The following is a 14,149-nucleotide window of genomic DNA, read 5'->3' on the forward strand; positions in this document are numbered from 1 at the left end:
GGACTAAATCGATTAAAAAAGAGAATAATTTGAATGAGAATATAAAAATAGCTGTTATCGGTCTGGGCTATGTCGGACTGCCTTTAGCGAGGCTGTTTGCGACAAAGTATGCCGTTATCGGTTTTGATATTAATACATCAAGAGTAGATTCTTTAAAGTCAGGATTTGATACTACATTAGAAGTTGATGATGTGACCTTGCAAAAAGTACTGGTAGATAATCCTAATGCTGAAACAGGATTGTTTTGTACTACTTCTTTAAATGATATTGCAGACTGCAATTACTTTATCATAACAGTTCCAACACCAGTTGATAAAAATAACCGCCCCGATTTAACTCCATTGTATAAATCGAGTGAATCTGTTGGTAAAATACTGAAAAAAGGCGATGTTGTTATTTACGAATCAACTGTTTATCCGGGTGTAACAGAAGAACAATGTGTTCCCGTGTTAGAAAAGGTTTCGGGGTTGAAATTTAACGAAGACTTCTTTGCTGGATATTCACCTGAACGCATAAACCCGGGAGATAAAGAACATACAGTTGAAAAAATTCTAAAAGTGACTTCAGGATCAACTCCCGAAATTGGTTTACAGGTTGATGCGCTTTATAAATCGGTGATTACAGCTGGAACTCATTTAGCACCAAGTATAAAAGTTGCGGAAGCGGCAAAAGTTATTGAAAATTCACAGCGTGACATTAATATTGCTTTTGTGAACGAACTGGCGAAAATATTCAATTTAATGAATATAGACACTCAGGAAGTATTAACTGCAGCAGCCACAAAATGGAACTTTTTACCTTTTAAACCAGGATTGGTTGGAGGTCATTGTATAGGAGTTGACCCTTATTATCTGGCACAACGTGCGCAGGAATTTGGTTATCATCCTGAAATAATTTTGGCAGGACGACGTTTAAATGACAGTATGGGAGAGTATATCGCCTCTCAGGTCGTTAAATTGATGATTAAAAAAGGAATTTCTGTTAATGGTGCCAATCTGTTAATGCTTGGAATCACTTTTAAAGAAAATTGTCCCGACGTTCGAAATACAAAAATCGTAGATGTCATAAAAGCATTGAAGGAATACGGTATAGCGGTAACCATTTACGACCCGTTGGCAAGTATTGACGAGGTTAGTAAAGAATACAAACTCACCACAATAGATTCAATTCCAAAGGAGAAATTTGATGCTATTGTTTTAGGTGTAGCACACAAAGAATTTTTGAAACTGGATTTTTCCGAGTTGCAAAAATCAAATAGTTTAGTATATGATGTAAAAGGAGTTTTAGGTACTATAGCCGATAATAGGTTGTAGTAGTTAAAGTTTCTTTTTTATTTAAAAGAAAATGGAAATAAGCAGTTCAATCATACATGTAATTTTGACTGGCGGAATTGGAAGCAGATTATGGCCTTTGTCACGAAAAAGCCAACCAAAACAATATTTGGAGATATTTGAAGGGAAGTCTTTATTTGAAATGACGGTTGAAAGAAACAGTTATTTGGCTAGTAAGGTTATGGTAGTAGGTAATGTTGATAATCATCACTTAAGTACCAAGGTGATGGACAAAACCCAAACCGAATTTCTTAATATTGTAGAAGCTACTCCAAGGAATACGGCTGCAGCTATTGCTTTTGCAGCATTTGCATCTAATCCTGATGATATATTAATTGTGACTCCCTCTGATCATATCATTGATAAGATGGAAGAATATAATAAAGCCATAAATGAGGCCGTTTTAAAGGCAAAAGAAGGTTATATTGTAACATTTGGAATTATACCAACTAAACCGGAAACGGGATATGGTTATATTGAATCTAACGGTGATAAAGTAATTTCATTTCGTGAAAAACCAAATGAAACGACAGCTAAAAACTTTATCGCAAGAGGAAAATTTTTATGGAACAGTGGTATGTTTTGTTTTAAAGCAGGAATTCTTTTAGAAGAGTTAAAACAATTCCAGCCGGATGTGTACGAGACAGCAAAGATAGTTTGGGAATCCAGTAAGGACGGAATACTCGATTTGAATTTATCTTTAGAAATTCCATCTATTAGTATCGATTATGCTGTGATGGAACGAAGTAAAAAAATTAAAGTAGTTCCTGCTTCATTTTCTTGGTCAGATTTGGGATCGTTTGAATCTGTTTATGATTATTTGGTATCTAAAGGTCATTCCACAGATAATAATGGGAATATGGTTATTGGAAGTGATAAGTATACTGCTTTCTTAGGATTGAAAAATACTATTTTTGTTTGTACTGATACTGCAAATTTAATTTTGCAAAAAGAGAATTCCCAAGATGTAAAAGATTTATATGGGGAGTTAGAAAAAGTAAATTCACATTTGTTAAATTAATTGAAAGCTAAGATGAAAAAAATTCTTATAACCGGTGGTGCTGGTTTTATAGGGTCACATGTTGTAAGACGATTTGTAGTGAAGTATCCGAATTATCAGATTTATAATTTAGATGCTTTAACTTATGCCGGAAATCTGGAGAATATAAAAGACATTGAAAATAACCACAACTATACTTTCGTAAAAGGAGATATCGTAGACGAAGTGTTTATAAATGAGCTTTTTTCAAAACATGAATTTGAAGGGGTTTTGCATTTAGCTGCTGAATCACATGTAGATCGTTCTATCGAAGATCCTTTGGCATTTGTGAAAACAAATGTAATTGGAACGATGAATTTGTTGAATGCAGCAAAAAATCAATGGAAAGGTAATTTTGAAGGAAAACGTTTCTATCATATCAGTACGGATGAAGTTTATGGTTCCCTTGGAGCTGAGGGGCTTTTTACGGAAACAACTCCTTATGATCCTAATTCGCCCTATTCTGCTTCTAAGGCAAGTTCTGACCACTTTGTCAGAGCCTATGGAGAAACATATGGACTACCTTATGTTTTAACAAACTGTTCAAATAATTATGGATCTTTCCATTTTCCTGAAAAACTAATTCCCCTTTTTATAAATAATATTATTAATAATAAACCTTTACCGGTATATGGTGATGGTAACTATACAAGGGATTGGTTGTTTGTGGAAGATCATGCTATTGCAATTGATTTGGTTTTTCATGAAGGAAAAAACCATGAGACGTATAATATTGGTGGTTTTAATGAATGGAAGAATATAGATTTAGTGAAATTACTATGCCAGATTATGGATCAAAAGCTAGGAAGAGACGAAGGAACTTCACAGAAACTAATTACTTATGTAAAAGACAGACCAGGTCATGATTTACGTTATGCTATAGATGCTTCAAAAATTAACAAAGAACTTGGTTGGAAGCCATCTGTGACTTTTGAAGAAGGTTTAGAGAAAACAATTAATTGGTATCTTAACAATGGAGAATGGTTGCAAAATGTAACTTCAGGTTCTTACAAAGATTATTATCAGAAACAATATTCCTAAAATTTATAGATAAGTTATTTAGGTTAAAATTATATTCATTATGAAAAAACTAACATATATCCTTACTCTTTTTTTTGTTCTTTTAATGTCTTTTAGTGCAAATGCCCAGGATATTTTTAAGTCTAGAGATTTAAGTACTATTAAAGTAGATTATTTGTCTGATGATGATCTTGGTAAAATTAACGCGCAATTAAAAAGTAATAATATGACTATCGATCAGGCTGAATCGATGGTTCTGTCCAGAGGGATGAGTCAAGAAGAGTTTGATAAGTTAAAAATAAGATTAAAGACTTTTTCAAATACATCTGAAAATGCGGATAATAAATTCAATCAAAATAAGAACAATAAAGCGCAATTCGGAAGAAATCAGGATGTTATTACAAATGTTAAAGCAAAGGATTCTGTAAATGCTCTAATTTTTGGTTCCGAGTTATTTGATAATCCAACTCTGAATTTTGAGCCGGATTTAAAATTAGCAACTCCAATGAATTATATTTTGGGACCTGGAGATGAATTGCAGATTAGTATTTATGGTGTTCAGGAATTCAATGCCACTATACCAGTAAGTGTTGAAGGAAAAATTACTATACAATATGTAGGTCAAATCGCAGTTTCGGGAATATCAGTTGAAGCGGCAACGCAAAAAATAAAATCGGCAATTGCAAAAGTGTATAGTACTGTTCAATCAGGACAGTCAAAAGTTAGTGTTAGTTTAGATAAAATACGAACGATAAAGATAACGGTTGTTGGAGGGAAACAACCCGGAAATTATTCAATTTCATCCTTGGCAACTGTTTATAACGCATTACATTTAGCAGGGGGGCCTGGTAAAAACGGGAGTTATAGAAATATTGAATTGATTAGAAATAATAAAGTTTTTAGAAATATTGATATTTATAGATTTTTGGTAAAAGGTGACCAATCAGATAATGTAAGTTTGAAAGATAATGATGTTATAAGGATTCCTGCTTATAGTCAGCGGGTAACAGTTCAGGGAGAGGTAAAACGTCCAGGAATTTTTGAAATAAAAAAGGGAGAAACTTTTTCCGACTTATTGAATTTTGCGTCAGGATTTAATGAATATGCTTATACAGCCTCAGTTAATGTTGTACAGAAAACGGGGAAAGAATTTAAAGTTCATGATATAAATGAAAGTGAGTTTAGTAGTTACAATCCTAAATCAGGAGATGTTTTTAGAATAACTAAAATCTTAGCTCGATTTGAAAATCGTATCAAAATAGAAGGTGCTGTTTTTAGACCGGATTATTATTCTTTTAACGAGGGAATGAGGATTTCGGATCTGATTACAAGAGCAGAAGGCCTAAAAGAGGATGCATACAGTAAAAGAGCAAGAATCATACGTCTAAAACCTGATTTGACTACGGAGATCGTTAATGTAGATATAAGTGCTGCTTTATCAGGTGATTTAAGAGCTGATATCGAGTTAAAAAGAGAAGATGTTTTAACTGTTTATTCTATTTTAGATTTTAGAGAAGAATACAAAGTTACTATAGATGGAGAAGTAAAAAATCCCGGGGTATATGACTATTTTGAAAATCTGACTTTGAATGATTTAATTGTACAAGTAGGAGGGTTGACTGGCTCGGCATCTAAAAGAGTAGAAATTGCAAGAATGATAAAATCAGATGTAATAAACGATATGGATAAGAAACGTATTGAATTAATGCAACTTGATATAACAGAAGATAGTAATGAGCAAGTCAAAAATTTTCTTTTAAAACCTTTTGATGTAATTAATATTAGAAGAGTAGCTGTTTACGAAAAGCCACAAATGATTACCGTAAGCGGTGCTGTGACATATCCTGGTAAGTACGTTTTGGCTAACAAAAAAGAAAAAGTGTATAATCTAATTATGAGAGCTGGAGGATTAACTTCTATTGCTAATATAGAGGGCATGAAAATTAGAAGACCTATTAAGCAAGATGAATTAGCTAAAATTGAAAGTATAGATTTAAATTTATCTAAAAAAGATTCACTAAATGAAGATTTATCTCAAAAATTAAAAAATGAGGTGAAGTTTTCTACAATTCCTATTGACTGGGAAAAAATCGTAAAAAATGCAGACCATTATTCTAATGTAACTTTATTCCCAGATGATGAAATCATAGTTACAGACTATAATGAGGGAGTAAAAGTAACAGGTAATGTGTTGCTGACTTCTGAGATTCCGTATAGAAGTGGGAAGAGTTTTAAATATTATATAAATGCAGTTGGAGGAGTAGATAGTAAAGGATGGAAAAAGAAGGCTTATATAATCTATCCTAATGGTAAAGCTGATGTTACAAAATCATTTTTATTCTTTAGAGCATATCCAAAGGTTATGCCTGATTCACAGATTATTGTGCCGGAAAAACCGGAAGTAAATAAAATGACTACTGGAGAATGGGTAAGTATTGGTAGTGTAATAACAAGTTTAGCTTTGTTGATTGTAACTGCATTTAAATAAGTAATAGAATTTTAGCATGGATAATAAACCTGAAATTAATGATGAGATTTCATTGCAAGAAATATTGGAAAAAGCTAGAGGCTGGTATAATTATTTATTGTCTAAATGGAGAATAATCGTATTGGCTGGGGTTATAGGGGCAGTTGGAGGATTGACCTATTCCTTTATTAAAAAGCCTGTATATACCGCCAGTTTATCATTTGCTTTAGAAGATGAAAAATCCGGTGGAGGAGGTTTAGGAGGCGCATTGGGACTTGCCAGTTCTTTAGGAATAGATGTTGGTGGCGGTGGTGGAAGTATTTTTACAGGAGCAAATTTAACTGAACTGTTGAAATCGAGGTCTATGGTAGAGCAAACATTGTTAACGCCAGTTTCTATTTCAAAGGGGAAGGTTATTTCCTTGGCGGAAATGTATATTCAAAATAATGGCTGGCGCAAAAAATGGGCAGATAATCCTAAACTAGCTTCCATAGAATTTCTGCCGGATAGTAAGCGTAAATCTTTTACACGGGTTCATGATAGTATATTGGGATCGATTTATGAAAATTTATCTGGCAAAGGATTGGTAATTGCTCAGAAAGATAAAAAAATTGCAATTGTTACAATAGATATGTCATCTACAAATGAATTGTTTTCGAAATATTTTGCGGAAGGCCTAGCTAAAGAAGTTTCAGATTTTTATATCAGTACTAAGAGTAAGAAAGCGCGTATGAATATGGCTGTTTTAGAAAAACAAACAGATTCAATACGAGCAGAACTTAATGGAGCAATTACTGGAGTAGCAGTAGCACAGGATAATACTTTTAATTTAAATCCTGCATTAAATGTTCGTCGTGCTCCTTCAGCAAGAAGACAGGTAGATGTGGAGGCAAATACAGCTATATTGACAGAACTTGTTAAACAAACTGAAATAGCTAAAGTAACCCTAAGAAAAGAAACACCCTTAATTCAAATTATCGACAAACCAATTTTGCCATTGAAAAAAGACAAATTGGGTAAGTTTAAAGGGATGTTAATCGGATCTTTTCTTTTTGGATTCATTTGTATTTTGATTCTTATGGGTAAGAAGTACATAAAAGAATCTCTTTCTTCATAGTTGATTGTTTAGCTATGTTTCCTTTAATTTAAAGCAAGAATATCATTAACATGAAGATAAAAAATTTAATCATATTTGGTACAAGACCAGAAGCCATAAAAATGGCACCTTTGGTGAAAGAATTTCAGAAAAACACTACTGATTTTGAAACTAAGGTTTGTGTAACGGCACAACATCGAGAAATGTTAGATCAAGTATTGGACTTTTTTAAAATTATTCCCGACTATGATTTAGACTTAATGAAAGCAAATCAAAATTTATATTCATTAACAGCAGACATTATTACGGAGTTAAAAATTGTTTTAGAGGATTTTAAACCTGATTATGTTTATGTTCATGGTGATACCACTACAACTATGGCAGCCAGTATTGCAGCTTTTTACTCTGGGGCTAAAGTTTGTCATGTAGAAGCAGGTTTGCGTACACATAATAAACGTTCTCCATTTCCTGAAGAAATTAATCGACAGGTAACCGGTCGTATTGCAGATTTTCATTTTGCTCCTACAACGGCTTCCCAAAATAATTTGTTGGTAGAAAATTGTAATCCTGAAAGTATATTAGTAACAGGTAATACGGTAATAGATGCTTTATTGGAAAGCGTATCAATAGTTGATAATGTTGACAATGAAGAAATCAATTATTTAAAGACAATTGTTGATCCTTCTAAAAAAATAATTTTGGTGACTGGACATCGACGTGAGAATCATGGACAGGGATTTATAAATATTTGTGGGGCTTTAAAAGAAATTGCGTTACAGCATTCGGATGCTCAAATTATTTATCCGGTACATTTGAATCCAAACGTAAAAGGACCTGTTTATGATATTTTGTCAAATGTTTCTAATATTCTCTTGATAGACCCTTTAGCATATCCCGCTTTTGTTTGGTTAATGAAGCAATCTTATTTAATTATTACCGATTCGGGAGGGGTTCAGGAAGAAGCACCTAGCTTGGGTAAACCCGTTTTAGTAATGCGTGACACTACAGAAAGACCGGAAGCAGTTGATGCAGGAACTGTAATTTTGGTAGGGACAGATAAAGATAAAATTGTATCAGAAGCAAATGAACTATTAATAAATAACGAACGCTATCAACATATGAGTGCGCTGCACAATCCATACGGAGATGGTAAAGCTTGTCAAAGAATAGTAGAATTCATCCGTACAAATTAAGTATGAAAGCTTCTTCTTCGGCGGACCATCTCGGAAAAAAATTGTTTCGGGAAACATTAATTTATTCTATTGGAAGTTTTGGATCAAAAATATTATCTTTTTTATTACTTCCTTTTTACACATTCTTATTAACTAAAAAAGACTTAGGGGAATATGATATATTTATCACAACAATAACCCTGTTTGTTCCCTTAGTTTCCTTGCAAATTTCTGATTCTGGATATCGATGGTTAATTGATAGGGATAAAGAAGATGAGATATTGAAAACACAAATTATAACCAATACAATGATAGCCTTTGGTATTGGTTTTTTATTTTTTTCTATTTGTTTTCTAATTTATTGCGGTTTTGAAACTTTTCAATACAAAGAATATTTCTTTGTACTAATGTTTTTAAATTGCTTATTGCCGATACTGCAAAGCGTATTAAGAGGAGAAGGAGATACCAAGAAATTTGCTTTAAACGGCCTTGTTACTACATTTCTGGTAATCGTTTTTAATGTGCTTTTTATATATGTATTGCGCTTAAAAGTAGAAGGTATTTTGCTTGCTAATATTGTGGCTTATGCAATTGCCTGTCTGTTGATACTTTTTCAAATTAAGATTTTTAAATATTTTTCTTTTAGAAGATTTGATAAAAAATTATTGAAAGAAATGTGTCGTTATTCACTTCCACTTATCCCTAATTTAATGAGTTGGTGGGTAATTGGATCTGCAAGCAAATTTATTATTTTGCATTATTTAGGAGCAGAAGCAAACGGTATTTACGCAATATCTTCAAGATTCCCATCGATCATAGTAATCATAAATTCGATTTTTGTTTTACCCATACAAGATGCTTTCCTTAAGAAAGATACTAAAATGGAAGATTTTAGTAAATTGTTGGTTTACTTTATGAAAATAGAATTTAGTATAATTGCTGTTCTTATTGCAGGCGCACCTATTTATACCAAATACGTTGTTAACAGTGAATTTTATGAATCTTGGAAATACATGTCTTTTTTGTATTTAGGAGTTGGTTTTAATACTATTGCTGCATTAATCAGTCTTATTTATCAAAAAAGCAGAAGTACTATAAAGATAACAGTTACTACTGTAATTGGTGGATTAGCCTCTGTTGGTTTAGGTTTTTTATTAGTTGAAAGATGGGGTTTGTACGGTATATCAGTATCCTATTTTTTTGGTTTTTTTATTATATATTTATTGCGATATTTTGATTTAAAAAAGGAATTAAATCTTAGGATAAAGGAGTTTTATTATATATTATCTCTGGTTGCTATAGTTGCTTTGAGTATTTTGATGAATCTTTTGGAATTTCGATTTCAGTTGCTGTTGTTTGTTATGGTACTAATTTTAATCTTGTTTATTAATAAAAGTCTAATATTAAAATTTTTAAAAAGATGATAATTAAAAAAGTTTATGAATTTTATCAGAATATTAGATTAAAGCGGTTGTTAAATTCTTTGCAAAAACTTGGTGATAATAATAAAATTAGTTCTTCCACATTAATTTTTTATCCCGATCGAGTATCGTTGGGGAGTTATATCTATATAGGGCCTAATGCAGAGATTAATGGTTTAGGCGGGTTAGAAATAAAGGATGGTGTGATTGTCGGACCCAATTTAGTAGTGCACACTGCAAATCATAGTTTTAAAAATTCAAAGTATATTCCTTATGATGAAACTTTTGATTTTAGAAAAGTAACAATCGGAGAGAATGTATGGATAGGAGGAAACGTAATAATTACTCCCGGGAGTACTATTGGTGAAGGATGTATAATTGGAGCCGGAGCCGTTGTATCAGGAACAATTCCTGCGCTTTCAATTGTTGTTGGGAATCCTTGTAAGGTTATTAAAAGTAGAGATTCGGGACATTATTATCGATTAAAGAGTGAGAATAAAATTTATCTTAAAGAAAAAATAGAAAAGAATCTAAAACCAGATATAAATTTTAATTATACAAATAATGAATCATTATAGAATTAATATAGGAAAACATTATATTTCGCTATATTAATTATTAGTTTCTATTATTTAAGTTTAACTTTTTTACCGCTATTAAAATGAATTTTATAAAATTACGTTTTCTTTTGTTTTTGATGTTCGGTTTTCTTTTTTGTTTTTCTTGTTCACAAGATGATTTTCGAGATGCAAAGCCTATTTTTAATTTTGAAACTACTACCGGTGTCAAAAATATTGATGTAGCTAAGGAATATGATGTAGTGGTTTATGGAGGAACAGCTTCGGGTATTTTGGCAGCCGCTGAAGTTGCAAAATCTGGAAAAACAGTTCTTTTGATTAAACCATTAAATACGGCTCTTGGAGGTATGACTACGAATGGACTTGGAATTACAGATGTAGTAAATACAAACATATTAGGAGGTCTAACAAGAGATTTTTACAAGTCAATAAAAGAATATTATAGTAATGGGCAGAACTGGTTTTTTGGCAATAATGGCAATTATGCCAGATACTCGTACGATGGAGAAGTGATGATTTGGTTTGAACCAAAAGCAGCTAAATATGTTTTGCGAGATTTTATTGTTAATAATGCGGTTCCAGTTTTACATAGCGAGAGACTTGATTTAAACGACGGTGTTAAGAAAAATGCCCAAAATGCAATAGTTTCAATTAAAATGGAGTCAGGTTTAGTGATAAAAGGTAAAATGTTTATTGATGCAACTTATGAAGGGGATTTAATGGCTAAATCAGGGGTTTCTTATACTTATGGTAGAGAAAGTAATAGTCAATATAATGAAATAAATAATGGGGTGCAGAGAGTTCCTCATCATGATCGCAACCAATTACCGGATGGAATAAAAAAACATAGTTTTACAGGTCATCTCAGCTTACCGGGTAATGGAACAGGGGATAAAAAAATTCAAGCTTACTGTTATAGAATGTGCCTTACCAATGTTAGAGATAACCGCATCGCTATAGAAAAGCCAATCGATTATAATGAAGATGATTATAGTTTATTATATGATTATCTTAAGACTTATGACGGGAATACCTTTTTTGATCTGATGCCGTTGCCTAATGGTAAAACAGATTCAAATAATTTCGGTCCGGTTTCAACGGATTACGTTGGTAAAAATTATAATTATCCGGAAGGAAATTATGAGGAAAGAGAAAGTATTATAGCAAACCATAAACGTTATCAGATTGGGCTTTTGTGGACCTTAGCAAATAGCCCTAATGTGCCGGAGAGAATTCGCAGTTTTTATAGGGAATGGGGACTGGCAAAAGATGAGTTCGTTGAGAGTAATAATTGGCCAAACCAACTTTATATTAGAGAAGGCAGAAGGATGATTGGGGAGTATGTGATGACAGAAAGAAATTGTAGTGGTCAGATAAAAGCTGAGAGAGGGGTTTCATTAGGAGATTATCCAATGGATTCACATATTGTACAACGTTATATTGATAATAACGGAAATGTTAAAAATGAAGGTCAGTTGATGGCAAGAACTCCTAGGCCGTACCCTATTGACTATCGCTCTATTGTTCCAAAAAGAACAGAATGTACTAATTTATTTGTTCCCGTTTGTTTATCAGCTACACATATTGCATTTGGTTCTATTAGAATGGAGCCGGTTTATATGTCGTTAGGACAAGCTTCTGCGGTAGCTGCTGTATTGGCATTAAATAAAGGTACAACGGTACAAAATTTACCGTACGAGAGTTTAAGAAATGAGTTACTGGACAAGAAACTCATATTGCAATAATATATTTGAATGATGAAAATTAATATAAGAGGAGCTTACGGAGAAACTAATTTTGGAGATGATCTCTTAATGTGCGTATTTGAAAACTATTTTTTAAAAGAGTTCGATAATGTACAATTAAATTTCGTTGGTGATGAAAATAATTATGTTGGGAAACTTCTAAACGATAGTACCTATTTGAAACCAGATTTTGTGCCAGATTGGGAAGTATATGGAGGAGGAACACAGTTTTTTGCTTTTCAGAACAATTATGATACATCTTTGTTGCAAAAAATTAATATTGCGATTAAGAATCCGGCACTAATTAAAAGAAAAATAAAGAGTTTTTTTAGTAAATCTGATGTAAACAATTCTAAAATTGCGTTTATAGGATTTGGTATCGGACCATTTTATGAAAATCAGCAAGCAATAAGTAATGCTAAAGCAAGGGTTTCAGAAGCTGATTTTGTTGGCGTAAGAGATGAAGTCTCAAGCCAATATTGTGCTGATTGGGATATTTCAGCAACCTTAGGTGCAGATGTAGTTTTTTCTTCCTATTTCATGAAAATTGCTTTAGAAAAAGCAATTGATACCAAACCAAAAAAGAAAATAGGAATTATTGTTAGGGATTGGGATTGGGAAGAATCAGGAAGAAATTATATTGATAATTTAATGAGGTTCTATAAATCTTACTCAGATGCTGAACTGCAATTTATCGTTTTTGCACCTTCAAAAGATAAAGAATGGATTACAAAATTAAAAGAGGAAAATGCTTTGATTTGGGATCCTCAAAAATATTCAATCGATTTGTTTTTAGAAGAATTAAACGTATTTGACGGCTTTATTAGTGCGCGATATCATGGTGCAATTATTGGAGCTTTATTGCAGAAGCCTGTAATTTGTGTGGAGATAGAGCCAAAATTAAAAATCTTGACCGAGCAGGTAAAGGAAATAAAACTATGGGAAAAACCTTTTGATATAGAGCAATTGGTTAAATTGGTTCATCAGTTCAACTACGATATTGATTATGGAAATTCTTTAGAAGAAAGAAAAGTAAAAGCAGATCATATGTTGTTGGAATTCAAGAAAAGATATAACGAATTATACTAACTGTTAGACTATAGATTTTTCTTCGCAATAAAAATTTTGTACCAACGTTAAAATTATAACAAAAATTTAATTTGTAAAAATAGTAACAACTATCAGAAACATATAGTTGTTAGTTACTGATAAGCTATTAAAAAGAGATTAATGAGAGCATTTTTTTATCTGCCTAAAAGTGCCATGAATGAGGCAACAGAATATTACACTAATTTAATAATAAAAGCTTTTAATACTTGCGAGGTAATAATTTCTGAGAAACCATTTGTAATTGAAAATGTTGATATTGTTGTAACGATAAGAGTGGCAGATCAAAATCAATTGAAATTCCAGAATAAGCATAAAAAATACTTTTTTGTAAACTGGTTTCAAGGAATTGGACCTGAAGAGTATGAACTCTTGCATAACTATACACTAAGATCTAAACTGGGGAAAGCTTATTTAAGTTATTTTGAAAAAAAGTGTCTTAAAAAAACAGATTTATGCCTATTTGTATCTAAAGAGATGGAACGTTTTTACGAGCAGAAATACGATGTAAAGTTTGGAAATAGATCGCTTATTATTCCTTGTTATAATAAGCCATTGGATGAAACCTCATTTTGGGTTGAGAAAAAATATGAAAACCTTAGTTTTGTATACGCTGGAGCCTTATATGGCTGGCAGTGTATAGAAGAAAGTGTACAAGTTTTTAAAAAAGTTTACGATTATGATCAAACGGCGAAGTTAACCTTATTGACAGGACAAAGAAACGAAGCTGAAGAATTGATTAAGAAATATGATTTAAAAAATGTTACAGTTGGTTTTGTAAAACTGGAAAAATTGCAAGATGAACTAGTGAAGTATAAGTATGGTTTTCTGTTACGAAAGGATGATCCCATAAATAATGTCGCAACACCTACTAAAATGAATTCTTATCTTGCAGCAGGGATTGTTCCGATATATACAAATGTTGTAAAAGATTTTGAAGATAATATCAATTTAGGAGATTATTCGCTTAAATGCAGGATAGAAGAGGATACTTTGGAAGAGATTGCAAATAAGATTATCGCTTTTAATTCAAAGAGTATCAATGTAGCTGAAATAGAGAAGGTATATAAACAAAACTTTGATACCTATTACTCAGATGATAAATACATTAAGTTAATCCAGGATAAATTAATGACTTTATCCAATAAACTATAGGTTGTTTATTCTGCTCTT

The 14,149-nt window shown here is 32.1% G+C and carries 11 protein-coding genes; all 11 read left to right on the forward strand.

Going from position 1 to position 14,149, the window contains the following annotated elements; genetic code table 11:
* The first annotated feature begins 29 nt into the window (after positions 1-29).
* The gene (locus tag G3A47_RS08185; protein ID WP_166921677.1) at positions 30-1,313 is read left to right on the forward strand and encodes a nucleotide sugar dehydrogenase; all 1,284 of its coding nucleotides are present in this window, start codon (positions 30-32) and stop codon (positions 1,311-1,313) included.
* A 31-nt stretch (positions 1,314-1,344) separates the two neighbouring features.
* The gene (locus G3A47_RS08190) at positions 1,345-2,352 is read left to right on the forward strand and encodes a mannose-1-phosphate guanylyltransferase (protein ID WP_166921678.1); all 1,008 of its coding nucleotides are present in this window, start codon (positions 1,345-1,347) and stop codon (positions 2,350-2,352) included.
* Positions 2,353-2,364: 12 nt separating this feature from the next.
* A complete protein-coding gene (gene rfbB / locus G3A47_RS08195; RefSeq protein WP_166921679.1) occupies positions 2,365-3,411 on the forward strand; it encodes a dTDP-glucose 4,6-dehydratase in 1,047 nt (348 codons plus the stop codon).
* 40 nt (positions 3,412-3,451) lie between these two features.
* The gene (locus tag G3A47_RS08200; protein WP_166921680.1) at positions 3,452-5,878 is read left to right on the forward strand and encodes an SLBB domain-containing protein; all 2,427 of its coding nucleotides are present in this window, start codon (positions 3,452-3,454) and stop codon (positions 5,876-5,878) included.
* 16 nt (positions 5,879-5,894) lie between these two features.
* Positions 5,895-6,974 carry a Wzz/FepE/Etk N-terminal domain-containing protein gene (locus tag G3A47_RS08205; protein ID WP_166921681.1) on the forward strand — a complete coding sequence of 360 codons (1,080 nt, stop codon included), beginning with the start codon at positions 5,895-5,897 and terminating at the stop codon, positions 6,972-6,974.
* Between the two features lie 50 nt (positions 6,975-7,024).
* A complete protein-coding gene (gene wecB, locus G3A47_RS08210) occupies positions 7,025-8,146 on the forward strand; it encodes a non-hydrolyzing UDP-N-acetylglucosamine 2-epimerase (RefSeq protein ID WP_166921682.1) in 1,122 nt (373 codons plus the stop codon).
* Positions 8,147-8,148: 2 nt separating this feature from the next.
* Positions 8,149-9,549, forward strand: coding sequence for a lipopolysaccharide biosynthesis protein (locus G3A47_RS08215; protein WP_166921683.1), 1,401 nt, complete (start codon positions 8,149-8,151; stop codon positions 9,547-9,549).
* A complete protein-coding gene (locus tag G3A47_RS08220; RefSeq protein WP_166921684.1) occupies positions 9,546-10,124 on the forward strand; it encodes an acyltransferase in 579 nt (192 codons plus the stop codon). The genes G3A47_RS08215 and G3A47_RS08220 overlap by 4 nt, the downstream gene beginning before the upstream one ends.
* 83 nt (positions 10,125-10,207) lie before the next feature.
* Positions 10,208-11,869 (forward strand): FAD-dependent oxidoreductase, encoded by a 1,662-nt coding sequence (locus G3A47_RS08225; RefSeq protein WP_208328348.1) that lies wholly within the window; start codon positions 10,208-10,210, stop codon positions 11,867-11,869.
* A gap of 9 nt (positions 11,870-11,878) precedes the next feature.
* Entirely contained in the window at positions 11,879-12,958 is a 1,080-nt protein-coding gene (locus G3A47_RS08230; protein ID WP_166921685.1) for a polysaccharide pyruvyl transferase family protein, read from the forward strand.
* 141 nt (positions 12,959-13,099) lie between these two features.
* A complete protein-coding gene (locus G3A47_RS08235; RefSeq protein ID WP_166921686.1) occupies positions 13,100-14,131 on the forward strand; it encodes a glycosyltransferase family 4 protein in 1,032 nt (343 codons plus the stop codon).
* The last annotated feature ends 18 nt before the right edge of the window (positions 14,132-14,149 follow it).

This window comes from Flavobacterium poyangense, from assembly GCF_011751075.1.
Classification (GTDB): Bacteria; Bacteroidota; Bacteroidia; order Flavobacteriales; family Flavobacteriaceae; genus Flavobacterium; species Flavobacterium poyangense.